This window comes from Pseudoalteromonas sp. T1lg76, from assembly GCF_002964725.1.
Taxonomy (GTDB): Bacteria; Pseudomonadota; Gammaproteobacteria; order Enterobacterales; family Alteromonadaceae; genus Pseudoalteromonas.
This window is the reverse complement of sequence record NZ_PQCE01000025.1, coordinates 122395-146381: the sequence shown is the minus strand read 5'-3', so window position 1 is coordinate 146381 and position 23987 is coordinate 122395. Positions and strand designations below refer to the sequence as shown.

The 23987-nt window shown below is 48.0% G+C and carries 22 protein-coding genes and 1 pseudogene; 12 read left to right on the top strand and 11 right to left on the bottom strand.

Annotated features, from left to right (window positions below; all coding sequences use genetic code 11):
• Nucleotides 1-72: 72 nt before the first annotated feature.
• The gene (gene cspD, locus C2M35_RS10090; protein WP_105198938.1) at nt 73-294 is read right to left on the bottom strand and encodes a cold shock domain-containing protein CspD; all 222 of its coding nucleotides are present in this window, start codon (nt 292-294) and stop codon (nt 73-75) included.
• A 200-nt stretch (nt 295-494) separates the two neighbouring features.
• Between cspD and clpS the strand changes: the two genes are divergently transcribed.
• On the top strand, nt 495-812 hold the full coding sequence (gene clpS / locus C2M35_RS10085) for an ATP-dependent Clp protease adapter ClpS (RefSeq protein ID WP_105189777.1): 318 nt from the start codon (nt 495-497) through the stop codon (nt 810-812).
• A 27-nt stretch (nt 813-839) separates the two neighbouring features.
• Nucleotides 840-3113, top strand: a complete 2274-nt coding sequence (gene clpA, locus C2M35_RS10080) for an ATP-dependent Clp protease ATP-binding subunit ClpA (protein WP_105265246.1) — start codon at nt 840-842, stop codon at nt 3111-3113.
• An 82-nt stretch (nt 3114-3195) separates the two neighbouring features.
• Here clpA and infA read toward each other — a convergent pair whose 3' ends face one another.
• The 4 genes from infA to trxB all read right to left on the bottom strand — a co-directional run bounded on the left by infA (nt 3196) and on the right by trxB (nt 5921).
• A complete protein-coding gene (infA, locus tag C2M35_RS10075; RefSeq protein WP_023401681.1) occupies nt 3196-3414 on the bottom strand; it encodes a translation initiation factor IF-1 in 219 nt (72 codons plus the stop codon).
• A gap of 91 nt (nt 3415-3505) precedes the next feature.
• Nucleotides 3506-4216, bottom strand: a complete 711-nt coding sequence (locus C2M35_RS10070) for an arginyltransferase (RefSeq protein ID WP_105216007.1) — start codon at nt 4214-4216, stop codon at nt 3506-3508.
• Nucleotides 4194-4925 (bottom strand): leucyl/phenylalanyl-tRNA--protein transferase, encoded by a 732-nt coding sequence (aat, locus tag C2M35_RS10065; RefSeq protein ID WP_105265245.1) that lies wholly within the window; start codon nt 4923-4925, stop codon nt 4194-4196. The genes C2M35_RS10070 and aat overlap by 23 nt, the downstream gene beginning before the upstream one ends.
• A 42-nt stretch (nt 4926-4967) precedes the next feature.
• Nucleotides 4968-5921 (bottom strand): thioredoxin-disulfide reductase, encoded by a 954-nt coding sequence (gene trxB / locus C2M35_RS10060; RefSeq protein ID WP_105199095.1) that lies wholly within the window; start codon nt 5919-5921, stop codon nt 4968-4970.
• Nucleotides 5922-6178: 257 nt separating this feature from the next.
• Here trxB and pssA point away from each other — a divergent pair, with 257 nt between their 5' ends.
• Nucleotides 6179-7504 carry a CDP-diacylglycerol--serine O-phosphatidyltransferase gene (gene pssA / locus C2M35_RS10055; protein ID WP_105265284.1) on the top strand — a complete coding sequence of 442 codons (1326 nt, stop codon included), beginning with the start codon at nt 6179-6181 and terminating at the stop codon, nt 7502-7504.
• A 71-nt stretch (nt 7505-7575) separates the two neighbouring features.
• Here pssA and ald read toward each other — a convergent pair whose 3' ends face one another.
• The gene (gene ald / locus C2M35_RS10050; protein ID WP_105198942.1) at nt 7576-8697 is read right to left on the bottom strand and encodes an alanine dehydrogenase; all 1122 of its coding nucleotides are present in this window, start codon (nt 8695-8697) and stop codon (nt 7576-7578) included.
• A 142-nt stretch (nt 8698-8839) separates the two neighbouring features.
• On the opposite strand from ald, the gene lrp reads away from it, so the two are divergent.
• The 9 genes and pseudogenes from lrp to C2M35_RS10005 all read left to right on the top strand — a co-directional run bounded on the left by lrp (nt 8840) and on the right by C2M35_RS10005 (nt 17951).
• The gene (gene lrp, locus C2M35_RS10045; protein WP_105259130.1) at nt 8840-9319 is read left to right on the top strand and encodes a leucine-responsive transcriptional regulator Lrp; all 480 of its coding nucleotides are present in this window, start codon (nt 8840-8842) and stop codon (nt 9317-9319) included.
• Between the two features lie 126 nt (nt 9320-9445).
• Complete coding sequence (locus C2M35_RS10040; protein ID WP_105265244.1) at nt 9446-12064, top strand: DNA translocase FtsK; 2619 nt, start codon at nt 9446-9448, stop codon at nt 12062-12064.
• A gap of 20 nt (nt 12065-12084) precedes the next feature.
• Complete coding sequence (gene lolA / locus C2M35_RS10035) at nt 12085-12726, top strand: outer membrane lipoprotein chaperone LolA (protein WP_105265243.1); 642 nt, start codon at nt 12085-12087, stop codon at nt 12724-12726.
• A 46-nt stretch (nt 12727-12772) separates the two neighbouring features.
• On the top strand, nt 12773-14074 hold the full coding sequence (locus tag C2M35_RS10030) for a replication-associated recombination protein A (protein WP_105265283.1): 1302 nt from the start codon (nt 12773-12775) through the stop codon (nt 14072-14074).
• Nucleotides 14061-14444 (top strand): fluoride efflux transporter CrcB, encoded by a 384-nt coding sequence (crcB, locus tag C2M35_RS10025; RefSeq protein ID WP_249318882.1) that lies wholly within the window; start codon nt 14061-14063, stop codon nt 14442-14444. The genes C2M35_RS10030 and crcB overlap by 14 nt, the downstream gene beginning before the upstream one ends.
• An 8-nt stretch (nt 14445-14452) precedes the next feature.
• A pseudogene (serS, locus tag C2M35_RS10020) lies at nt 14453-15747 on the top strand (serine--tRNA ligase).
• 270 nt (nt 15748-16017) lie between these two features.
• Nucleotides 16018-16230 carry a hypothetical protein gene (locus C2M35_RS10015; protein WP_105265242.1) on the top strand — a complete coding sequence of 71 codons (213 nt, stop codon included), beginning with the start codon at nt 16018-16020 and terminating at the stop codon, nt 16228-16230.
• 159 nt (nt 16231-16389) lie between these two features.
• Nucleotides 16390-16776 (top strand): hypothetical protein, encoded by a 387-nt coding sequence (locus C2M35_RS10010; RefSeq protein ID WP_105265241.1) that lies wholly within the window; start codon nt 16390-16392, stop codon nt 16774-16776.
• Between the two features lie 125 nt (nt 16777-16901).
• The gene (locus C2M35_RS10005; RefSeq protein ID WP_105265282.1) at nt 16902-17951 is read left to right on the top strand and encodes a peptidase M42; all 1050 of its coding nucleotides are present in this window, start codon (nt 16902-16904) and stop codon (nt 17949-17951) included.
• Between the two features lie 50 nt (nt 17952-18001).
• Here the strand turns inward: C2M35_RS10005 and C2M35_RS10000 are convergent, their stop codons facing one another.
• From C2M35_RS10000 to C2M35_RS09980, 5 genes are all read right to left on the bottom strand, one after another.
• A complete protein-coding gene (locus C2M35_RS10000) occupies nt 18002-18454 on the bottom strand; it encodes a hypothetical protein (protein WP_105198946.1) in 453 nt (150 codons plus the stop codon).
• A 120-nt stretch (nt 18455-18574) separates the two neighbouring features.
• Nucleotides 18575-20419, bottom strand: a complete 1845-nt coding sequence (locus C2M35_RS09995; protein WP_105265240.1) for an ABC transporter ATP-binding protein — start codon at nt 20417-20419, stop codon at nt 18575-18577.
• Nucleotides 20420-20579: 160 nt separating this feature from the next.
• Complete coding sequence (locus tag C2M35_RS09990; RefSeq protein ID WP_105265239.1) at nt 20580-22292, bottom strand: AMP-binding protein; 1713 nt, start codon at nt 22290-22292, stop codon at nt 20580-20582.
• A 445-nt stretch (nt 22293-22737) separates the two neighbouring features.
• Nucleotides 22738-23277 (bottom strand): manganese efflux pump MntP, encoded by a 540-nt coding sequence (locus C2M35_RS09985; protein ID WP_105265238.1) that lies wholly within the window; start codon nt 23275-23277, stop codon nt 22738-22740.
• A 92-nt stretch (nt 23278-23369) separates the two neighbouring features.
• Nucleotides 23370-23810 (bottom strand): DUF3010 family protein, encoded by a 441-nt coding sequence (locus C2M35_RS09980; protein WP_105198950.1) that lies wholly within the window; start codon nt 23808-23810, stop codon nt 23370-23372.
• Nucleotides 23811-23987: the final 177 nt, after the last annotated feature.

Sequence of the window (23987 nt, the reverse complement as noted above, 5' to 3'; positions counted from 1 at the left end):
TACAGCATAAGCTCGCTCTTAGACGTGACCGAACAGCATAGCTGTTAGTGCAAGACGCTTAGCATTTACCGATCAAATGACCTCGGAGCCATCAGTAGGTAGAATGTTTGTGGCGTGTAGACCCTTGGGGCCTTGTTGCAATTCGAAGGTTACGTCTTGGCCAGCTTTTAGTGTTTTGTATCCATCCATATTAATGGTTGAGTAGTGTGCAAAGATGTCTTCCTCACTGCCTACTTCCTGGATAAAACCGAACCCTTTGGCATTGTTGAACCATTTGACTTTTCCACAAGCCATACTTCTACATCCTTCTATAAGTTGACTAATTTAGTTAATCTAAACCTGATAGTTTGATAGACTGGCTAATAGATAGACAGTCCAAACTTGACTGTAGTTTATTTGCCCATTCAGTCAAGTATTTTGTGCATTTTTTTAACAGTTTATTTATTTTTGATTTCGTGTTTGCTTGAGATCTACAGAGAAGACTATATTTATTTATGAGTGGAATGAAAGATTCTGGTGTTGTAGAGCGTAGTCGTGACGAGCAGAAGCAAAAGTTGCAGCCGCCACGTAAATACAAGGTGATACTCAATAACGATGACTACACACCAATGGATTTTGTTATCGAAGTTTTAATGACTTTTTTCAATATGGATAGCGAAAGAGCAACAGACGTTATGCTCAAAGTTCACCATGAGGGTAAAGCGGTATGCGGTATCTATCCTGCAGATATTGCCCACACCAAAACCGAGCAGGTTAATCGCTATGCCAGAGAGCATGAGCATCCACTGCTTTGTAGTTGTGAGCAGGAATAACGAGTTTTTCAGTTTTGGGGGTTGCCAATGCTAAATAAAGATCTAGAAATTACTTTAAATGATGCGTTTAAAGAAGCCCGCACCCGTCGTCATGAATTTATGACGGTCGAGCATTTATTGCTGGCGCTATTGGATAACCCATCGGCCAACGAGGCCTTAATTGCCTGCGGTTTGGATTTGGCCCTGTTACGCAGTGAATTATCTGAGTTTATTGATGAAACCACACCGGTGATCTCAGATCTTGAACAAGAGCGTGAGACCCAGCCCACCTTAGGTTTTCAACGTGTACTGCAGCGCGCGGTATTTCATGTGCAGTCGTCCGGTAAAAGTGAAGTCACTGGCGTTAACGTGCTTGTCGCTATTTTCTCGGAGCAGGAAAGCCAAGCCGTTTATTTGCTTAAAAAACATGATGTTAATCGCCTTGATATCGTTAACTTCATCTCTCATGGTATTTCCCGTGCCGATGATGAAAGTGAACATATTGACGATCACGAAGAAATTTCCGAAGAATTGGTGGGCGAGGCCAGCGAAGAGCAAAATATTCTCGATAAATACACCACTAACCTTAATGTGGAAGCACAAAAAGGCTCGGTCGACCCTCTGATTGGTCGTGACCAAGAAGTGGAGCGCACGGTGCAGGTATTGTGTCGCCGTAAAAAGAATAACCCACTACTGGTGGGTGAAGCTGGGGTGGGTAAAACCGCTATTGCCGAGGGCCTGGCCTATCGTATCGTCAATAACGAGGTACCTGAAGTGATCGCCGATGGCGTGGTGTACTCGCTGGATATGGGTGCCTTGCTTGCCGGTACTAAATACCGCGGCGACTTTGAGAAACGCTTAAAAAGCCTTCTTAAACAGCTGCAGCAACAACCCGGTGCCATTCTCTTTATCGATGAAATTCATACCATAATCGGTGCCGGAGCGGCCTCGGGTGGGGTTATGGATGCATCTAATCTGATCAAACCGCTGTTATCGAGCGGCCAGATACGCTGCATGGGTTCAACTACCTATAACGAATTTAAGAATATTTTCGAAAAAGACCGTGCCTTGGTACGTCGATTCCAAAAAATCGATATCAATGAACCAAGTATCGATGACACCACGAAAATTCTTAATGGCTTAAAAGAGCGTTACGAAGAGCACCATGGTATTCGTTATACGCAAAAAGCACTGCGTGCGGCGGCCGAGCTGAGCGCCAAATACATTAATGAACGTCATTTGCCGGATAAGGCCATAGACGTTATCGATGAAGCAGGCGCCAATCAGCGTTTGCAGCCTGTGTCTAAGCGTAAGAAAACCATTAATGTGGCGGATATTGAGCAGATCATTGCCAAGATTGCCCGTATTCCACAGCAAAGCGTGTCTTCGTCCGATAAGGAAGTATTGAAGAACCTGGACCGCAACCTCAAGATGCTGGTCTTTGGTCAGGATCAGTCCATTGACGCCTTATCGTCGGCCATTCGCTTATCACGCTCTGGATTGGCTAATGAAGACAAACCGGTGGGTTCTTTCCTATTTGCCGGTCCGACTGGTGTGGGTAAAACCGAGGTTACCAAGCAGCTGGCCAAATGCATGGGCATTGAGTTTTTACGCTTCGATATGTCCGAATACATGGAACGCCATGCGATCAGCCGTTTGATTGGTGCGCCTCCTGGTTATGTGGGTTACGAGCAGGGCGGTTTGCTGACCGATGCGGTAATAAAACACCCTCACGCCGTAGTGTTACTCGATGAAATCGAAAAGGCACACAGCGACATCTATAACATACTGTTGCAGGTAATGGATCATGGCACATTGACGGATAACAATGGTCGCAAGGCCGACTTCCGTAATGTGGTACTGGTATTGACCACCAATGCCGGGGTACAGGAAACGGTGAAAAACAGCATAGGTTTTGCCGATCAGGACAGCTCTTTTGATGCTATGAGCGAGATAAACAAGGTGTTTTCACCTGAGTTTAGAAACCGTCTCGACAACATCATCTGGTTTAATCACCTCGATAGCGAGATCATCCTGCTTGTGGTGGATAAGTTCCTGGTGGAGCTGCAAGCCCAGCTTGATAAGAAATCTGTTAATCTGGAGCTTAGCGATGCTGCTCGTCGTTGGCTGGCCCATAAGGGCTACGACAAGGCAATGGGGGCACGTCCCATGGCTCGGGTAATACAGGAGCAATTGAAAAAGCCATTGGCCAATGAAATCCTGTTCGGCAGCCTGACTGACGGCGGCGACGTTCAGGTTGATGTGGACACGGATAACGACTGCTTGTCATTTACCTATGCGTCGCAATTGAGTCCAGCCTAATGACATGTTAGGCAAACGGCAGATAACAAAAAGCCCAGCACTTGCTGGGCTTTTTGCTAAATCGGCTTAGCGTGCGGGCGTATTAACGTGCACGGAAAACGATACGGCCTTTTGATAGATCGTAAGGCGTAAGTTCCACTGTTACTTTGTCGCCAGTTAAAATACGAATGTAGTTTTTACGCATTTTACCGGAAATGTGAGCCACAACTACGTGACCATTCTCAAGCTCTACACGGAACATTGTATTAGGCAAGGTTTCTAGTACCGTACCTTGCATTTCAATTACGTCTTCTTTCGCCATATCTAGCGTAACACCTCTGTGATAGTTAAACGCATGGGATTGTGCCGAAAAGCAACGGATAAGTAAAGCCAAGGCACTGAATTTGTCGATTTTACAGGCAAATTACGTCTTCCCAATGATTATTGCGCAGTTGTTGTGCGGGCAAGTACTGCAGCTTGTAACGCATCTTACGACACTCGTCTATTTGATAACCAAGATACAGGTAACGCTTACCCCAATCTGCCGCCAATTGGATCTGCTTAATGATCATTAAACTGCCCAGACTCAACTGCTCATAATCGGGGTCGAAAAAGGTATAAATGGCGGAAAGGGAATGGGCCATCACATCGGTGACCGCCACGGCGATGAGCTTGTCCCTATCCCACAGCTCAATAAAGTCTATATCCATCCAGTGACAAAATAAAAAACTGTCAAATTGTGAGCGCTGTGGTGGGAACATGGTGCCATCGTTATGGCGGGCATTAATATAACGCTCGTACAAGGGATAATATTCGGCTTTTTCGCGCTTACTGATACGCACCTGAAATTCTTTTGCCTTGGTTATCAGACGTTTTTGCGAGCGGCTGGGGGTATAATGGGGCGCTAATACCCGCACCGCCTGACAGGCATTGCAGGTTGGACAATGGGGCCGGTAAATCTGCTCGCCACTGCGTCTAAATCCTTGTTTTAACAAGGCCTCGAATCCATTTGGACTGTAACAAACCGGGTCTAGAATAACCAGTAATTGCTCTTCCTGAGCGGCCAAGTAACTGCAGGGGAAACGCTGACTTAGGCCGATTTTAATCGGAAGGTGTTGCGTCATAAGGAGTCTCTAACTGCCGAGCTTGCCAAAATGACAAGTCTATCGACTGATGGTTACTTTCCTTTAGTTTAGTCAAGAATTGCTGGCGTGACAGGGCCTTTGCCCCTAATTGCTCTAGGTAGGGATTCATCAACTGACAGTCAATAAAGGCGCCATTATTGGCTTTGAGTAATTCAACCAGCGCCCACATGGCCAATTTAGAGCATTCGGGAACATGGAAAAACATCGATTCACCACAAAACACCCGAGACTGCATAATACCGTATAAGCCGCCGACAAGTGTGTCGTCTTGCCATACTTCCACACTGTGCGCTAAGCCGTTTTCATGGGCATGGATATAGGCTTGCTCCATGGCATCTGTGATCCAGGTGCCTTCAACGTCCTGACGTTGTATCTTGCAGGCATGTATCACATCGGCAAAACAAGTATTGATGGTGACGCGGGTATTAAGACGGCGTGCTGCCTTCTTCAGGCTGCGGCTGATATGAAACTCATCGAGTTCGATAATGGCTCGCTCACTCGGAGACCACCACATTAATGGCTCGCCTTCGCTATACCAGGGAAAAATGCCTTGCTGATAGGCTTGCTGCAAGCGCGGCAGCGATAGGCACCCGCCTATGGCAAGTAGGCCATCGGGTTGGGTCAGAGCTGTGTTGGGGTCGGGGAAACCTTCTCCAACGCTACCAAGGTAATGCAAATACTGAGTCATAAAAGTTGGGGCCTAGGGTCTTAACCCTAAACCCCAATTATATTACTTAAGGTTATCTAAGTAACGCTCGGCATCCAGCGCCGCCATACAACCTGTACCGGCTGAGGTAATGGCCTGACGGTAGATATGATCAGACACGTCGCCGGCAGCAAATACGCCTTCGATGCTGGTTTGCGTCGCATTACCGTTAAGACCAGACTCAACAACCAGGTAACCGTCTTTCATTTCCAGTTGGCCTTGGAACATATCGGTATTTGGCTTGTGGCCGATAGCAATAAATACACCAGCTAAATCAAGTTCTTCGGTAGCGTCAGAATGGCTGTCTTTCATACGCAGACCAGTTACACCCATTTCGTCACCCAGAACTTCGTCAAGGGTGCGGTTCCAGTGAATGGTCACGTTGCCGTTTTCTGCTTTTTCTAACAGACGGTCGGCAAGGATTTTCTCACTGCGGAAGCTGTCACGACGGTGGATAACATGTACTTCAGAAGCGATGTTAGAAAGATAAAGGGCTTCTTCAACGGCGGTATTACCACCACCAACAACAGCCACTTTTTGATTCTTATAGAAGAAACCATCACAGGTTGCACAGGCAGACACACCACGACCCTGGAATGCAGTTTCTGACTCAAGACCCAGGTACTTAGCTGAAGCACCGGTGGCGATGATCAGGGCATCGGCGGTATAAGTGCCGCTGTCACCTTTTAGCTCAAACGGGCGTACATTGAGGTTCACTTCGTTGATATGGTCAAAGACGATTTCAGTTTCAAAGCGCTCGGCGTGCTCTTTCATACGCTCCATCAGTGCAGGGCCGGTCAAACCGTGGGCATCGCCAGGCCAGTTTTCAACTTCGGTAGTGGTGGTCAACTGACCGCCTTGTTGAATACCGGTAACCAATACCGGGTTTAGGTTAGCACGGGCAGCATAAACGGCGGCTGTGTAACCAGCAGGGCCTGAGCCAAGGATAAGTAGTTTGCAGTGTTTGGCGCTCATAATACGTCTCAAATGAATTTATAGAATTAGGTTATGCGGGTGATTCTAAGAAAAACAATCCATATGTAAACAAAATTACGAATTTTCCATTTGCATAAATACCTAGGCTGTCAAAATAACTGTACTGTGTGATTAAACAGCAAATAGCGATAGCCTAAGCGTTACTTCATGACCTTAGATATTTTTTTTGCTATGTTCTAGGCAAATAAAAACTCGCAGACAGCGCCAAGCTGATGACGAAGCAGAAAAATAAGGGCCTTATGTATTTTTGGCAACATCAAGCAGGCTATGGCCTCGAACAACAAGATATAGACATACTACTTGATGCAAAAAGCTATCGAACCAAGCTACTTGAGCTGATCGCCAGTGCGAAACAGCGCATCTATATCACCGCCTTGTATTTACAGGACGATGAAGCGGGGCGGGAAATTCTCGAAGCTCTTCACAAAGCCTCGCAAAACAACCCTGAATTAGATGTAAAGGTATTGGTCGATTACCATCGTGCCCAACGCGGCTTGATTGGCGCAGCGGCCAGTGAAGGCAATGCAGCCCTGTATCTGAGCGCCCTTGAACAACATCAATCCAATGTGCAGGTTTACGGTGTGCCGGTGAAGGCCAAAGAGCTTTTTGGCGTGTTGCACCTAAAAGGTTTTGTTATCGACGATACCTTACTTTATAGCGGCGCCAGCCTAAATAATGTGTACCTGCAGTATTTTGATAAGTATCGCCTCGACCGTTATTTTTTGATACGCCAAGCGCAGCTATGTGACGCCTTTGTGGAATTTACCGACAAGGTGTTATTGGCAAGTGATGCGGTGCCGCGATTGGACACAAGACCCATCCCCAAGTTCATCGATATTAAGGGCGAACACCGCAAGTTGGTTAAGGCACTAAAAAAAGCCAGTTATGCCTTGGCCAAAAATGAAGGCGAGAGCGATTTAACGGTACGCCCATTTATCGGTTTAGGACGCAGAAATAACAAGCTTAATCGCCTGATCAAGCAGCTGTTCGATATCACCGAACAGGAATTGGTGCTTTATACCCCTTATTTTAATTTCCCCACGCCCTTGTTACGCGCATTGCGTCGATTATTACGCCAGGGTAAGCAAGTCACCATAGTGGTGGGGGATAAAACCGCCAATGATTTCTATATTCCGCCGGAGGAAAAATTCTCCAAGGTGGGGGCGCTGCCGTATCTATATGAAACAATCTTGGCTAAGTTTTTGAAAACCCAACAGCGTTATGTGGATGCCGGTAACCTCAATGTGTATTTATGGCAGCATGAGAAGAACTCGTTCCATCTTAAAGGCATTTGTTCTGATAACCGTTACCACCTGCTAAGTGGCCATAACCTCAACCCCAGAGCCTGGGGTCTGGATATAGAAAACGGTATTTTTATCGATGATCACAAAGGTCAGCTTGTGGACGCGGTCGCGCGGGAAAAAGCGGCCATTATGGCCCATTGTACAAGACTGCAAAGTTACACCGAACTAGAGCAGCTGAGCGATTATCCAGAGCCGGTACAAAAGATATTGGGGCAGGCCAAGCGCGTAAAGGTCGACTTTATTATCAAGCGCTTTATCTAGCCTTTTTAAAAAATATTAAGCAAATAAAAAACCCGCCGATTGGCGGGTTTTTCGTAAACACTAACTCTAAATTATAGTGTTTCAACGGCGCTGCGCGGGTCAACATATTCCATGTTGAACGCTTCAGCTACTTCTTTATAAGTTACCTTACCCTTGATCACGTTAAGACCTTTTAGGAAGTGCTCGTCTTCAAGTAGCGCTTGCTTGTAGCCCTTGTTCGCTAGCTTGATGATGTAAGGCAGAGTTGCATTGTTTAGGGCGAACGTAGAAGTACGAGGAACCGCACCAGGCATGTTAGCAACACAGTAGTGAACAACGTCATCAACGATGAAGGTAGGTTCATCGTGCGTAGTTGCCTTAGAAGTCGCGATACAACCACCTTGGTCGATTGCTACGTCAACGATTGCAGCACCAGGCTTCATCGCTTTGATGTGCTCGGCAGTTACTAGCTTAGGAGCAGCTGCACCTGGGATAAGTACGCCACCGATAACAAGGTCAGCTTCAACAACGTGCTTCTCAAGGGCATCAGCAGTTGAGTAAACAACTTTAGCCAGTGAGCCAAATTGTGCGTTAAGGCTACGCAGTACGTCGATGTTACGGTCAAGGATGGTTACGTCAGCACCTAGGCCTACAGCCATTTGCGCCGCGTTACGACCAACCATACCGCCACCGATAACAACAACCTTCGCAGGCTCAACACCTGGAACGCCGCCTAGCAGCATGCCAAGACCTTGCTTAGATTTCTCAAGCGCCTGAGCACCGGCTTGGATTGACATACGACCAGCAACTTCTGACATAGGAGCAAGAAGAGGTAGACCGCCTTTAGCATCGGTTACTGTTTCGTAAGCGATACAGATAGCGCCACTTTTCACTAGGTCTTCGGTTTGTGGAAGATCTGGTGCTAGGTGCAAGTAAGTGAATAGAATTTGATCTTCACGCAGCATCGCACGCTCAACGGCTTGCGGCTCTTTTACTTTGATGATCATTTCAGCCTGAGCAAAAATCTCAGCTGCAGTTGGCAAGATTTTAGCGCCAACTTCAATATAGTCTTCGTCGGTAAAGCCAATACCTAAGCCCGCGTTGGTTTCAACGATCACTTCGTGACCGTGAGCGATCAGCTCGCGCGCGCTTGCTGGGATCATGCCCACACGGTACTCGTGGTTTTTAATCTCTTTTGGTACACCGATAATCATAAGTAACTATACCTTTTTTGAACGGAAAAATTTTTCACTATTGTACATATGGCCAAATAGTGTGTCTCACTATTTTGCAATCTGTAGCCAGTGTATTAAACTTTATTAATTCTAAATTCAGTGCAATTAACTATTATCAAACATGCATCAACAACTCGATAGAATCGACCGTAAAATTTTAGTCGAATTACAGCGTGATGGCCGTATTTCTAACGTTGAACTGGCCAAGCGCATTGGCCTGAGCGCCACCCCTTGTTTGGAGCGGGTTAAAAAGCTCGAACGTGAGGGGTATATTCGTGGTTATAAAGCTGTGGTTGACCCTGCGAAATTAGGGCAGGGCCTCTTGGTGTATGTAGAGGTCACCATTACCAAGACCTCGCCGGATGTATTCGACGAATTTAACCAGGCGGTAAAAAAGCACGATGAAATTGTTGAGTGTCATCTGGTATCGGGGAATTTTGATTTTCTGTTAAAGACGCGGGTAACGGATATGTCGGAATACCGCCAGGTACTTGGCGACATACTGTTAAAGTTGCCAAACATCAGCGAAAGCCGTACCTACGTAGTAATGGAAGAAGTCAAAGGGGAAGAGGCTTTGATCATCCGTCCCCAGGTACCCTAATAGAGGCGTAAAGCCTGGGTTGCAATTACAATTACTGATTATAAACCCAGTGCATCTTGTGCTTAGAATTGGTAAGGTAGGCGTATTGCGCCGAAATATCTAGATAAATAATAAGGATAAAGGAATATGCGCCTAAATGGTGTACAAAGACTACTTGAGACGGGCTTAATCATAAGCACCGCCTTTGCCATTTTCATATTATGCGCACTTATCAGTTTCGATCCTGCCGACCCATCCTGGTCGCAAACCGGCGAATTTGTCGACGTTAAAAATATCACAGGTACAGCAGGGGCCTGGTTGGCCGATATTCTTCTCTTTAGTTTTGGCTGGTTGGCGTTTTTAGTGCCCGCTGGCGTGCAGCTGTTTGGCTACTTTGCTTTTAAGCGTCCCCATCAGGTACTTCGCCTGGACTACATCACTCTGGCCTTGCGCCTTATCGGCCTGGTTTTGTTTGTACTAAGCGCCACGGCAATCAGTTCGGTCAATTTTGATGATATTTTTTATTTTTCTTCCGGTGGGGTAGTAGGGGATGTTATCGCCGGCGCCATGATGCCCGCCTTTAATTTTACCGGCACCTCCATTCTTTTATTGTGTTTCTTTTTTGCCGGCTTAACGCTGTTAACCGGTATTTCCTGGGTGCAGTTTGTCGATACCTTAGGTGCCTGGGTTATGAAAGCCGGGCTTTGGCTATGGAATTGGTTCCAGCGCAAACGCGGTCAGTGGCGTGATGAATATGAGCAAGCCGAGTTGCAACCGGCCCTTGAAGGCAGTGCCGCCGAGGTTAAAATGCTTCAGGACGCGCCTGCAGACAAGGAAATAAGCACGCAGACAAAAGACAGTTCAGCGGCTAAACAAAAAACAGCCTCATTAATGGAAAAAGCCGCGGCCATGTTTGCTCCCGAGCCTAAATCACAAGCAAAGGAGGAGCCGGCTTTTGATGGTGAGTTTAACATCGAACCTGACTCTTTAGCGCCAAATAACACTGCTGTACCACGTAAGCAACAGCATGCGGCATTGGATCAACTTGACGATATCTTCGCCGATGAAATGGCCTTTAGTGCCACCGATGGTGAAGGCTTTGATACCGCCGACGCGCTTAACGAATTAGACCGTGAGCAACCCTTAGCTAAATCTGAGCCTCAGGCAATGCCAAAGCCAGCTGTTAATGGCCAAGCGGCGCACACGCCCTTAAATAACCAGCCGCTATCGGCAAAAGAAAAGTTTGACCAATTGATGGCCGAGCAGCCCCCTATGGCGCCTTTGCCTTCGTTAGACCTGCTAGATCGCCCGGACAAACAAAAGAACCCGATTTCTGAAGAAGAACTTGAAGCTGTGTCGCGTTTGGTTGAGGCCAAGTTACAGGACTTCGGCGTGCAGGCCGCGGTGGTTGGCGTGTACCCGGGTCCCGTGGTAACCCGTTTTGAGTTGGACCTGGCTCCCGGTGTTAAGGTAGCGAAGATTTCCGGTCTAGCCAAAGATTTGGCGCGCTCACTCTCCGCCGTCAGCGTGCGTGTGGTTGAAGTGATCCCAGGTAAAACCTATGTTGGTCTGGAGTTGCCAAATAAACACCGTGAAGTGGTGCGCCTGTCGGAAGTGATTAACGCCCCCAAGTTTGAACAGAATAAATCGCCATTAACCATGGTGCTCGGTAAGGACATCGCCGGTCAGCCTGTAGTGGCCGACTTGGCAAAAATGCCGCACTTGCTAGTAGCCGGTACTACGGGTTCCGGTAAGTCAGTGGGCGTTAATGTGATGATCTTAAGCTTGCTATACAAGTCGCCGCCGGAAGATGTGCGTTTGATCATGATCGACCCGAAAATGCTTGAGCTTTCGGTGTACGAAGGGATCCCCCACCTTTTATGTGAAGTAGTCACAGATATGAAGGAGGCGGCCAACGCCCTGCGTTGGTGTGTGGGTGAGATGGAACGTCGCTACAAACTAATGTCGGCGCTTGGGGTGCGTAACCTTAAGGGTTATAACCAAAAGGTAATGGATGCCAAAGCAGCGGGGCAACCCATTCTCGACCCCTTGTTTAAGGATACAGATGGGATGGCCGATGGCCCGCAAGAGCTGGATAAGTTGCCAAGTATCGTGGTGGTGATTGACGAATTTGCCGACATGATGATGATAGTGGGCAAGAAAGTGGAAGAGCTGATCGCCCGTATCGCGCAAAAGGCCCGTGCCGCAGGTATCCATCTGGTGCTGGCTACACAGCGACCGTCAGTGGATGTGATCACAGGTCTGATTAAGGCCAATATCCCGACCCGTATGGCGTTCCAGGTGTCGTCAAAAATAGACTCGCGCACTATTTTAGATCAGCAGGGCGCCGAGAACCTCTTGGGCATGGGTGATATGTTGTATTTACCACCGGGTACCAGCGTGCCGATACGTGTGCATGGTGCCTTCGTTGATGACCATGAGGTGCATGCGGTGGTGAGCGATTGGAAGGCCCGCGGTAAGCCAAATTATGTGGATGAAATCCTCAATGGCGATGCTGTGGAAGACGTCTTACTGCCGGGCGAGGTGCCTGAGGGTGAAGACGGTGAGGCCGACCCGCTCTATGATGAAGCCGTGGCTTTTGTGATTGAAAGTGGTCGCGTATCGGTTTCCAGTGTGCAGCGTAAACTACGCGTTGGTTACAACCGCGCCGCTCGCCTGGTCGAGCAAATGGAAATTTCAGGGCTGGTTAGCCCGCCGGGGCATAATGGCACCCGTGAAGTATTGGTGAAAAACAACGCCAATTAATTGCCTGTATTGGAGGTATTATGAAACGTATTTTTATGTCTGCTGTGCTTTTTTCTCTAACAGCTACTCATACCTTGGCCGATGATGCCAAGGCGCTAAAGGAAAAGTTAGCGAGTTTAAACTCGCTGAGCAGCGAATTCTCCCAGCAGGTTTTTGACCCTGAAGGCGAGCTGGTAAGCGAAAGCAATGGTCAGTTGCAGTTAGAGCAACCTCGTAAAATTCGCTGGCAGCAGCAAACGCCTGATGAGACCCTGTTCGTCTCTAACGGTGTCGACAGCTATTATTTCGATCCTTTTGCCGAGCAGGTAACCTTGCTTGATACCGCCAAGCTTATCGACAATACCCCCTTTATTTTATTAACCACGGATGATGAACAGCTGTGGCAAAAATTTACCATTACCGCCATTGAACATGGCTTTGCGGTAAAACCCATTAGCAAGGAGCAGGGCCAGGTAGAGCAGCTTAGCTTGTATTTTAATGAGCAAGAGCAGATCTCCGCGCTTGAGGTTACCGACCAATCCGGGCAGCGCTCTAAATTTGAATTCAAGGATGCGCAAATCAATAACGACATTGACGATGGGCGCTTTGAATTTACCATTCCCGAGCAGGTCTTTATTGATGACCAAAGGGAGCAGCGAGGAAGCCAGTTAAGTGGCGAATAGTTTTTCCCTCGACTTTGCCCCCGATGTGCGCCCACTTGCGGCGCGCATGCGTCCTACGTCATTACAGAAATACATAGGCCAAAGCCATATTCTTGGCCCAGATCAGCCCCTTTACCGTGCCATTACCTCGGGCCAATGCCACAGCCTTATTTTATGGGGTCCGCCGGGAGTAGGGAAAACGACTTTGGCGCATATTATTGCCCATCACTGCGACGCTGAATTTATCACGCTTTCTGCGGTTACCGCCGGAGTGAAAGATATACGCGACGCCGTCGAGCAAGCGCAACTGAGCCTGCAGCAAGGGCGTCGTAGCCTGTTATTTGTCGATGAAGTTCATAGATTTAATAAGTCGCAGCAAGATGCCCTGTTGCCTTATGTGGAAAACGGCACCTTTATCTTTATCGGTGCGACCACCGAAAACCCGTCTTTTGCCCTGAATAATGCGGTACTGTCCCGAGCCCGGGTTTACACCCTGAAAAAGCTGAGTCTGGATGAACTCAAGGCCGTGGTGAACCAGGCACTGACGCAGGATAATGAGTTAATAAATGCTCATATCAGCATTGCCGATGATAGCCTGGAGCAACTGTGCCAGGGTGCCTCTGGCGATGCGCGCAGCGTGCTTAATTTACTCGAGCTGGCCGCTACCTATGCCATTAGTGCAAAGGAGTCAGCCGCAACTAAAGGCGTGGTGATCGACCAGGAAGTTATGCAGCAGGTCGCACCGCAAATGGTCGCCCGCTATGACAAGGGCGGTGACCACTATTACGATTTAATTTCTGCCTTTCATAAGTCGGTTCGGGGCTCAAGCCCGGACGGGGCTTTATATTGGTATTGCCGTATTATTACCGCCGGTGGTGATCCTCTGTATGTGGCACGTCGCTTATTGGCTATTGCCACCGAAGATATCGGCACCGCCGATCCCAAAGCCATGGAAGTGGCTTTAAACGCCTGGGACATTTATCACCGCGTGGGTCCTAGCGAGGGCGAGCGTGCCATCGCCGAGGCCACCATTTACCTTGCCAGCGCACCAAAGAGCAATGCCGTTTATACCGCTTTTAAAGAGGCAAAACGTCATGCCATAGCGACCGCAGATCTCGACGTGCCCTTACATTTACGTAATGCACCCACGGCCTTGATGAAAGAGCAGGGTTTTGGCGCAGATTATCGTTATGCCCATGACGAACCTGGCGCCTACGCGGCCGGTGAGAGCTTCTTCCCGCCGGAGATTGCGCAAACTCAGTACTACCACCCCAGTGACAGGGGTCTGGAAAAGCGCATCGCCGATAAGCTGCAATATCTCAAGGAGCGCGACCAGCAGAGTCTGCGTAAACGCTATGAGCGTGATTAATACCTATCTTTTGATTGCCCTAGGTGGGGCGCTTGGCGCTTGTATGCGCTTTGGTATTAATGAATTAGCACTAAAACTCCTGTCCAAGGGATTCCCTTTTGGTACGCTGACGGTTAATATTCTCGGTTCATTGTTAATGGGCGTTTTATACGGCCTTTTGGATCGTGAAATACTGACCGATCCGCACCGCCTGACCCTGGGAATAGGGTTTTTAGGCGCACTAACAACATTTTCAACATTTTCGCTCGATACCCTGCTGCTAATGCAGCAAGGTCAGTGGCTGAAAGTGGCGTTAAACATCCTGCTCAATGTCGGGGTGTGTATTTTTATGGCTGCACTAGGCCTCATGCTAACAACGCAAAAAGGTTAATAACTCACATGTTAGACTCAAAGTATCTCCGTCAGGACGTAGAGCAAACAGCCGCACGTTTAAAAACGCGTGGTTTCGAATTAGACGTTGCCAAGCTTGCCGAGCTTGAAGAGAAGCGCAAAGCACTACAAGTAAAAACACAAGAACTACAAAGCGAGCGTAACTCCCGTTCCAAGGCCATCGGCCAAGCCAAAGCCAAGGGTGAAGATATCCAGCCGCTACTTGATGCCGTTGCGCACTTAGGCGACGAGTTAGAAAACGCGAAAAAAGAACAAGACGATGTTTTAGCCGAGCTGAACGATATCGCGTCTGGCTTACCAAACCTGCCAGCACAAGAAGTGCCTGTAGGTAATGATGAAGCTGACAATGTTGAAGTAAGTAAGTGGGGCGAGCCAAAGTCTTATGACTTTGAAGTGAAAGACCATGTTGACCTTGGTGAAGCACTCGATAAAGGCTTGGATTTCGAAGCAGGTGTAAAACTATCAGGCGCACGCTTTACCGTGATGCGTGGCCAGGTTGCGCGTATGCACCGTGCACTTGTGCAATTTATGCTTGATACTCATGCAGATAAAAACGGCTATACCGAAATGTACGTGCCTTATTTGGTAAACAAGGACAGCCTGTTCGGTACCGGTCAGTTGCCTAAGTTCGCCGAAGATCTGTTCCACACCGAAAAACTGGGCGAGCATGATGCAGGTTTTAGCTTAATTCCAACCGCTGAAGTACCGCTTACAAACTGCGCACGCGATGAAATCTTCGATGAAAAGCAGTTACCTGTGCGCATGACGGCACACACACCCTGTTTTCGTAGTGAAGCGGGCAGCTATGGGCGTGACACTCGCGGTCTAATTCGTCAGCACCAGTTTGATAAAGTTGAATTGGTACAACTGGTTAAACCGGAGACTCAATGCAGGCTTTAGAAGAGCTAACCGGCCACGCCGAGCAAATTCTACAAGCTCTTGAGCTGCCGTATCGTAAAGTCGTGCTGTGCACCGGCGACATGGGCTTTGGCGCAACTAAAACCTACGACCTGGAAGTCTGGTTGCCGGCTCAGGATACTTACCGTGAGATCTCTTCATGTTCAAATATGGGTGATTTCCAGGCGCGCCGTATGCAGGCGCGTTTCCGCCGCGCCGGTGAGAAGAAGCCAGAGCTTCTTCATACCCTAAATGGCTCAGGCCTAGCCGTTGGCCGTACCCTGGTTGCTATCTTGGAAAACTATCAGCAAGCCGATGGCTCTGTTGTGGTACCAAGTGTACTGCGTCCATATATGGGCGGCTTGGAAGTTATTCGCGCCCAATAAGCGCTGATACAGAAATAAAAAAGGTCGCCTAGTGGTGGCCTTTTTTTGTGCTTTGAATTTAAACCTTAAACTTGTGCGTTTATTTAATTTGCCACTATGAAGCTGCTTTACTATCCAAGTAGGCGGATTGAGTCTACACTAGTAAAGGTTGTAACTATCTGTTATCAATAGAAGTAGTGAATATGCAGGGAAACACGTTGGCGGACTATGCCTATTTCCTGGTACAGCATTCACATAATAAAAATATAAAACGATTAACAAGGAATTATTATGAAAGTTATCCCATCTACGCTGTTACTGATCCTAAGTACATTCTTACTATCATTTTCTGGCTTGGCAACGTTGTTGGCGACACCGAGCGCCAGTGATAGCCGAGGCATGTTCATTATCGCCCTCGGTGCGGCAGGTCTTGTCGTTGGTGCAATGGCGATTTTGCAGCTTAAGAGACTGAATCAGCTCTTGGTGGCACATCAGGCAGCGTAAAAAAGACAAGGTAGCGTCGAGGTAAGAGCAAGGAATTGTACCTTAAGCCACCAGCGACCTGGGTCGCTAAAATGCCCGCATGGTCTAAAATATTTATTTAGCGACCCAGGCAATGACTCCCCTAACAGGGGAGTTTTTTATAATAGAAAGGACTCAACAATGAAATACGCGTTTTACCTGCTGGCCCCTATGGCCGCAACCCTCTCTTCGTTGGCATCGGCCGAACCGCTTAGCTTTGAACAGGCAAAATCCCGCGCCGATAATATAGAGGCTTCCATGTCGGCAAATGAAGCCGAGCGCTTAGTTAAGGCACAAGGCAAGCTTGCATCTTCGGCATTTCCTCATTGTTTACGGCAAACAAGCTCAATTCCCATCAAGTTTACGGTTGTGGTGCAAATTGACGCCTCGGGGCAGGTGATCAATTCGTGGCATCAGGGTAGCAGCAAGTTTTCCGAATGTTTTGCAGATGTTATGGCCAGTTCCTTGTCATACACGCCCGACAGTCAGCCATTTTATACCTCGTTTGAATTCAAAAATGTAAATTAATAGCCAAGCAAATCAGTGCCTAGAGTGAAATTGATTGACTCTAAACTAGGGCTGTTCTAGCTTCGCTAGTTGGGAATGGACCCAATTAACTTTTGCTTATAGAGCGCTTACAGAGTCAGGTGGTTATGTTAAACAATGAGTTCTTTGATCTGCTAAAAACCATTATCCGGCAGCCCAGCGTGGTTGGTGCTGAGCATTCATTTTTTAGGGTGTTACAAAGGGAGTTAGAAGAGCGCGGCGCGCATGTCACCTGGTATGAAGGCTTATTGGTAGCCCAGGGGAGCAAGCCTTTTAGCACCATGTTTTCCGCCCATATCGACAGGCATGGCCTGATCTGCACAGGCCCCAATGAGTTTCAATACGCGGCCTTTATCTCCGCTAATCGCACGGATTTATTAAATAACTCGGTATCCGAAGAGCTGATGACCAAGATCACCGAGCGCTTTCAAAATGAACCCGTGTATGCTTATGAACCCTGGTCCGGCGCGTATCGTGGCAGTGGCGTGATTACCAATGCCTACATCTGCGAGTATCGCAATAACCTGATCTTTGAAATTGACGGCTTAGAAGGCCTGGTTGCCGGTACGCCCGTGGCCTTTAAAGATAAATTGAAAATACAGGAGCAGCGACTTTACGGGCAACTCGACAACGTCTTATGTGCGGCGGCCTTGGTACATATGTTTAGTCTTGGCTTTCAGGGCACGGCGTTTTTTACCGCACAGGAAGAAGCGGGCAAGAGCTGGCGCTATTTGCTTGAGTGGTTCCGCCGTTTTGGCGGCTCTACAAACCGCCTGTTTGTGGTTGATACCAGTCCATTTCCTGATGTGGACGCAGCAGACAATCAACAATTGGTGCTCAGAAATAAAGACGCCAACGCGGCTTTCAATAGCGAGGCAACGCAAATGGTGCAGCAGCTTTGCGAGCAACAGAATATAAGCTACTTGTATAAAGACAAATATATGGAAGCCATAAATGAGCAGCTAATTACCCAAGGTGAGGAGCCAAGATCCATTGGCAGCACCGAGTTAGGGCGTATCATCGCGGCTTCCAACGGGTTAGTGGACGGCACCACGATTCAGATCCCCTCTACCGGTTATCACACCATGTCCGAGTCGGCGTCCGTGGAGTCAGTTGAAACCTTCTTATCTCTTTTGTGTGCCTTGTCACAGGAATAGGCGGGGTGAGGAGCAAGCAGAGCCAGTCTAAGGACTCTGCTTGCTTTTGGTCATTGCCTAAACTTCATTTCCTGCAATAAATAAGTGCTCATAACGGTGCGATATTCTGCACGATTACCACTTTCTTCTTGCATCTTTTCCATGCTCTTCTGCACCCATTGGAAGTAGGCTTCACGGCGCTTTTCATTCTCGGCAACCGAAGCCATATTTTCAAAAACCCGTACTATGTAGAGATCGGGTTCGTCTGCTCTTGGATGAACATTTTTGACAATGGAATAGCTGCTGATCCATCCTTGCTCTACGGCGAAGTCAGAGCTTTTACGCCACTCGGACGCCAACCATTTCGCATACTTTAATCCTGCTCCATCGGCTATTTTAATCCCTGTAACTTCCCAGTAATTGCCGCCAATAAAAGGCGGCTCATTATCTTCGGCGTGTACGACTTGAATAGACAGCAAACTAAAAACACAAAACAACGCTCCTATAAATAAGTTCTTATACATAGTAAGCTCCTCGTTACAGGTTGCGATATTGCAACTTGAGCTAATAAAACTAGTTCTGTTTATTTCGTCTGTCTAATCAAGTGTATAAAAAACCTCGCCTAAGCGAGGTCTTAATATTCATCATTCGGTACCAATAAAGCCACCGGTTTGATGGGCCCAGAGCTGGGCATAAATGCCGCCTGCAGCGATCAACTCCTGATGCGTGCCTTGCTCAACAATATGACCCTTATCCATCACTACCAGGCGATCCATTTGCGCTATGGTCGATAAACGGTGGGCAATGGCTATAACGGTTTTATCCTGCATCAGGGTATCTAAACTGGCCTGAATGGCCGCTTCGACCTCTGAGTCGAGTGCCGAGGTGGCCTCATCGAGCACCAATATCGGCGCGTCTTTTAACAGCACTCGGGCAATGGCGATACGCTGGCGCTGACCGCCTGAGAGTTTAACCCCGCGCTCGCCCACTTGAGCGTCAAGACCCTTGTTGCCCTTGCTGTCTTCAAGCTCTTCGATAAACTCCCAGGCCTTGGCTTGTTTGGCCGCATTGATGATCTGCTCATCGCTGGCATCGGCCAGACCATAGCCGATATTTTCACGCACGCTGCGGTGCAATAGGGCGGTGTCTTGTGACACCATGGCGATATGCTGGCGCAGACTCTCCTGAGTGACGCCATCTATTGCTTGATTGTCGATGCTGATGGAGCCTTGCTCAACATCGTAAAAGCGCAGCAAAAGGTTAACCAAAGTGGATTTACCGGCGCCTGAGCGTCCAACCACACCGACCTTTTCACCTGCGCGAATATGCAAATCCAACCCAGCCAAGACACTGTGTTGTTCATCCTGCTGGGCCTTGCCATAATTAAAACTAATATTGCTAAAGCTAATAGCACCGGATGTTACTTCAAGTGCCTTAGCATCGCGTTTATCTTCAATGGCGATGGGTTTGGTCAGGGTACTCATGCCATCGGCTACCGTGCCTATATTTTCAAATAAGGCGCTTATTTCCCACATGATCCACTGAGCCATACCGTTTAGACGTAGGGCCAGGCTCACGGCGATAGCAATGGCGCCAACGCTTATAGCACTTAAAGACCACAAGTAAATAGACAGCGCCGCGGTAATAGCCACTAAGGTGTAGTTGAGCACTTGCACGCTCACTTGAAGGCCTGTGGCCAAGCGCATTTGGCGATAAACGGGATCTAAAAACAGCTCCATCGACTCCTTGGCGTAGCGCTCTTCTTTCGATGAGTGGGAAAACAGCTTAATGGTGGAAATATTGGTGTAGCTGTCAACGATACGGCCTGTCATTTGCGAACGCGCCTCTGCTTGCTCCTCGGCAACGCGCTTTAAACGAGGAATAAAATAGCGTTGAATACAGGCGTAGCCTAGCAGCCAGAGCAACATGGGCGCTGTCAGGCGCCAATCTGCCTGGCCAATAAACAGCAGCATGGCAGTAAAATAAACCAGAATATAGACGGCAACATCTAACAGCTTGATCACGGTTTCCCGTACCGCCAGGGATGTTTGCATTACCTTGGTAGCGATACGTCCGGCAAAGTCGTCCTGATAAAAGCTCATGCTTTGGCGCAACAAATAGCGGTGCGCCAGCCAGCGGATCGACATGGGATAATTGCCAAGTAGAGCCTGATGCAATACGGCGGAATGCACAAACACCAGTATGGGCAAGATGATCAGGGTCAAAATGCCCATAAACCAAAGTTTACCGCTGTCTTTGGCGAACAGCTCCTGTGGTGTGGTCTGATTGAGCCAATCAACCAGCTGACCCATAAAGCTAAATAGCGATACCTCAATTACAGCTAAAAGTGCGGCACTGATAGACATAACCGCCAGCGGCCATTCCATTCCTCGAGTGTAATAACGACAAAATGCCAGCAAGCCTTTAGGTGGCGCTTGTGTGCTGCGCTCGGGGAAGGGGCGGGTTAGCTTTTCAAAAAATGCAAACATAAGACCATAAACAACTAATACTGTTAATGGCGCAGTGTAGCGGCTTTAAAAAGAGCTGCCTAGCCATAGCGCGTGGCAATTCGGCAACAGTGTGCGGCTTAGGGGATTAATTAATGTTACTTGGATCATAACAAAGGCCCCTGTGCTGGGGCCTTCGGGCTTATACCGCTAATGCTTGCTCTGCTTCGAGCTTAGCTATCATTTGTTCACGCATTTTGAATTTTTGTAGTTTACCGGTCACCGTCATTGGGTATTCGTCGACGATTTCAATGTATTTGGGAATTTTAAAGTAAGCCAAGTGTTCTTTAAGATAGTCACGCAACTGTTGCTCGTTGAGGAAATGGCCATCTTTTAATTTAAGCCACAGGCACACCTGCTCGCCGAACTTATCATCGGGAATACCAAATACGGCGGCATCACTGATTGCCTCGTTAAGGTATAACAGCTCTTCAATTTCGCGCGGGTAGATGTTTTCACCGCCACGTATGATCATGTCCTTGATACGACCCACTATGGTGACATAGCCTTGCTCGTCCATAACCCCAAGATCGCCTGAGTGCAGCCAGCCTTGTGCGTCTATGGTGGCCTTAGTTTTCGCTTCATCCCCCCAGTAACCCTGCATTACGCAATAACCGCGGGCACATATTTCCCCGGCCGTGCCAATGGCTGCAACTTCGCCGCGCTCATCGATGATTTTCACTTCGGTGTGCGCCATGGCCCGGCCTACGGTTTCCACCTGCTTCTCTATAGGAGAGTCCATCTCGGTAATATGATTAATGGGGCTGCATTCGGTTTGTCCATAGCCAATCAGTACTTGTGTCATATTAAATTCACTGTGCACCTTGCGCATCAATTCCTGCGGGCAGGTGGCGCCAGCCATGACCCCGGTACGCAGAGTAGAAAGGTCAAACTGAGAAAATTCCGGGAGCTCTAATTGCGCAATAAACATGGTAGGCACACCATGTAAGGCGGTGCAGCGCTCCTGCTCAACAACTTTTAGCGTGGTCAGGGGTTCAAACGACAGGCTAGGGAAGATGGCGCAGGCGCCACTGGCAACACAGACCAGGTTGCCGAGCACCATGCCAAAACAGTGGTACAAGGGCACAGGAATGCACAGGCGGTCGTTTTCGTTAAAGTGCATGGCACGCGCAACGAGCAAGCCGTTATTCAATATATTTCTATGGCTTAGGGTCGCGCCTTTTGGGTTGCCCGTGGTGCCTGAGGTAAACTGAATATTGATGGCGTCATCCGGGCTGAGCCGCGCTGCGATTTCCTGCATCTGCTTATAATGCTGAGCTTGGCCTAAATTCTGTAACTCGGCAAAGGGCAGCATCCCGGGGAGCTCTTGCTCACCTATACTGACTACCTGAATCAATGAAGGCAGTTTAGCTATTGGCCCTTGGTGGTTAGGCTCTTTTAACTCTGGCGCTAACTGATACAGCATTTCTACATAATTTGATGCCTTAAACTGCTGCGCCATGACCAGAAATTTCACCTCAACGTTATTGATGGCAAATTCCAGTTCGTGAGGGCGGTAGGCCGGGTTTAGGCACACCATAATGGCGCCGATTTTCGCCGTCGCCATTTGGATCAGTGACCATTCGATATTATTTGGGGACCAAATGCCGACCCTGTCTCCTGGCTGTACGCCTAATGCCAATAGGCCGGTGGCGACCCGCTCTATTTCTTCAAGGTAACGTTTATAGCTCCATCGTATGTCTTGGTGGCAAACGACGATGGCTTCTTTATCCCCAGAGGTGTCGACAATACCTTGCAGGTAACCGCCTATTGTCTGCTCGCTAAGGCTAATTTGGCTGGTGCCTTGATACGCGCTGTGAGTAAGAGGAAATTGCTGGTTTAAATGCGTGGGCATACTGTGCCTCCTTGGCGCAAAATGAATTTTACTCAATCAATTTTTAGCATCTACTCAAACATAGATTGTCGACACATGCCATTAAAAAAGACGATTAACCCTGCAGATGCGACTAAAGGTGTAGATAGGTGTCGACAAAGAGTGGGGAGTTTAGGTAAGTAGGGCAAGAGTAATGAATTGAAAAATCTAGTGTGTGGGCAAGCTAGACGCTTATACCAATTATGTTAAGTATGTGATCAGAGGTAGCGCTGGATAAATGATATGATAACAAGGCGGTATTTTTCTTATGTAGTTATTCTACATAGAAAAATCCCAACGCCGTGAGCATGATATTTAGCCCGCTTAGCTATTTAAGTGAATTGGTATTATAAAGAAGGGGGAGTGGGCCCGGCGCAAATTTGCCCGGACCCTATTGGTTATCCTGTAATAAGGAGCTAGACGAGTGTTAGAAAAGGAGGATTTTAAATCCGATAAGGATCAAGACCACACCGCCGAGTAATTCTGCTTTGCTTTCTAACCAGGTGCCGCTGCGGGCACCAACAAATACGCCGACAAAACTAAATACCAGGGTGACTGCCCCGATAATTGCACAAGCCAACAAGGGGTGCACATCTAGCAGGGTTAAGGTAAAACCCGCTGCCATGGCATCAATGCTGGTAGCTATGGCCAGTAACAACAACACCTTATGGGTGATTTGCGCTATATCTTCTTCGATGCCTTCACTGAGGGCTTCAAAAATCATTTTTGCGCCGATAAGCAGTAATAAGCCAAAGGCTATCCAATGAGCATAGGCGTCCACCCAGCCCAGCACGCCTTTACCACCGAGATAACCAATTAACGGCATCAAGCCTTGGAACAAACCAAAATACACACCGGCTTTGAGTGCCAACGAGCGCGTTAAGCTGGTGTGTTTTGAGCCAAGCCCGATGGATACTGCGAACGCGTCCATGCTTAGGGCCACGGCTAAGATAAAAACTTCAATCATAAGAGAGCTCGCTATCGTTGATTTAAAAAAGAGTGAGCAACATAAAAAAGGCCGCTTGAAAAAGCGACCTAGTAGCATGTAATTCTTGGCGCTTAATCCTTGGCGTAGGTGCGCTGCATTATATACACATAAGCTGTGATAAATGCTTGTTCTTGGAATTTCTTTAAGCCAGTTTCTTCAAAATCGATAGGAACAGGGTTGCGCTTTAATTGCTCTTTCATGGTGGTGGCATTAAGAACACACACATCTAGGTCGGGAATAAGCTGCAGCGCCGTTTCCATTTTAAAACCAACGGCACCACCGGCGAACTTGCCCTTTTGTGGACGACCTTTAATGGCGATTGAATCAACGCCATAGTCTTCCATCAGCTTTTTAAAATCGCGGTAAAACTTTTGTACTTGTTCCGTGTCGTCGGCGTCACTGAGTACAAAACGTGTTTGTCGTACGTCGCGAATGTCGAAAACGTCATTGTCTTTTGATAATAAGCACAGCAGCACTTCGCTGCCTTTAATTTCTACACCACAGGTATTCATGTTATATCGCCTTTGTATTCAATGGCCTCTAGTATATCAGAGATGGTGTAAAAACAATGGAATAAAATTATTCCTTGAACCTTGAATTTGTATGCAGGGCACGCGAGAATAGCCGCTTGCGCTCATACTCAGGCGCAACAACATCATCGCAATGCTTGTTGGTATAAGCGTTGATTA

Bases quoted from the DNA above. Each gene is read 5' to 3' on its own strand.
- cspD (WP_105198938.1), bottom strand. From the start codon at position 294: ATGGCTTGTGGAAAAGTCAAATGGTTCAACAATGCCAAAGGGTTCGGT.
- clpS (WP_105189777.1), top strand. From the start codon at position 495: ATGAGTGGAATGAAAGATTCTGGTGTTGTAGAGCGTAGTCGTGACGAG.
- clpA (WP_105265246.1), top strand. From the start codon at position 840: ATGCTAAATAAAGATCTAGAAATTACTTTAAATGATGCGTTTAAAGAA.
- infA (WP_023401681.1), bottom strand. From the start codon at position 3,414: ATGGCGAAAGAAGACGTAATTGAAATGCAAGGTACGGTACTAGAAACC.
- C2M35_RS10070 (WP_105216007.1), bottom strand. From the start codon at position 4,216: ATGACGCAACACCTTCCGATTAAAATCGGCCTAAGTCAGCGTTTCCCC.
- aat (WP_105265245.1), bottom strand. From the start codon at position 4,925: ATGACTCAGTATTTGCATTACCTTGGTAGCGTTGGAGAAGGTTTCCCC.
- pssA (WP_105265284.1), top strand. From the start codon at position 6,179: ATGTATTTTTGGCAACATCAAGCAGGCTATGGCCTCGAACAACAAGAT.
- ald (WP_105198942.1), bottom strand. From the start codon at position 8,697: ATGATTATCGGTGTACCAAAAGAGATTAAAAACCACGAGTACCGTGTG.
- lrp (WP_105259130.1), top strand. From the start codon at position 8,840: ATGCATCAACAACTCGATAGAATCGACCGTAAAATTTTAGTCGAATTA.
- C2M35_RS10040 (WP_105265244.1), top strand. From the start codon at position 9,446: ATGCGCCTAAATGGTGTACAAAGACTACTTGAGACGGGCTTAATCATA.
- lolA (WP_105265243.1), top strand. From the start codon at position 12,085: ATGAAACGTATTTTTATGTCTGCTGTGCTTTTTTCTCTAACAGCTACT.
- C2M35_RS10030 (WP_105265283.1), top strand. From the start codon at position 12,773: ATGCGTCCTACGTCATTACAGAAATACATAGGCCAAAGCCATATTCTT.
- crcB (WP_249318882.1), top strand. From the start codon at position 14,061: ATGAGCGTGATTAATACCTATCTTTTGATTGCCCTAGGTGGGGCGCTT.
- C2M35_RS10015 (WP_105265242.1), top strand. From the start codon at position 16,018: ATGAAAGTTATCCCATCTACGCTGTTACTGATCCTAAGTACATTCTTA.
- C2M35_RS10010 (WP_105265241.1), top strand. From the start codon at position 16,390: ATGAAATACGCGTTTTACCTGCTGGCCCCTATGGCCGCAACCCTCTCT.
- C2M35_RS10005 (WP_105265282.1), top strand. From the start codon at position 16,902: ATGTTAAACAATGAGTTCTTTGATCTGCTAAAAACCATTATCCGGCAG.
- C2M35_RS10000 (WP_105198946.1), bottom strand. From the start codon at position 18,454: ATGTATAAGAACTTATTTATAGGAGCGTTGTTTTGTGTTTTTAGTTTG.
- C2M35_RS09995 (WP_105265240.1), bottom strand. From the start codon at position 20,419: ATGTTTGCATTTTTTGAAAAGCTAACCCGCCCCTTCCCCGAGCGCAGC.
- C2M35_RS09990 (WP_105265239.1), bottom strand. From the start codon at position 22,292: ATGCCCACGCATTTAAACCAGCAATTTCCTCTTACTCACAGCGCGTAT.
- C2M35_RS09985 (WP_105265238.1), bottom strand. From the start codon at position 23,277: ATGATTGAAGTTTTTATCTTAGCCGTGGCCCTAAGCATGGACGCGTTC.
- C2M35_RS09980 (WP_105198950.1), bottom strand. From the start codon at position 23,810: ATGAATACCTGTGGTGTAGAAATTAAAGGCAGCGAAGTGCTGCTGTGC.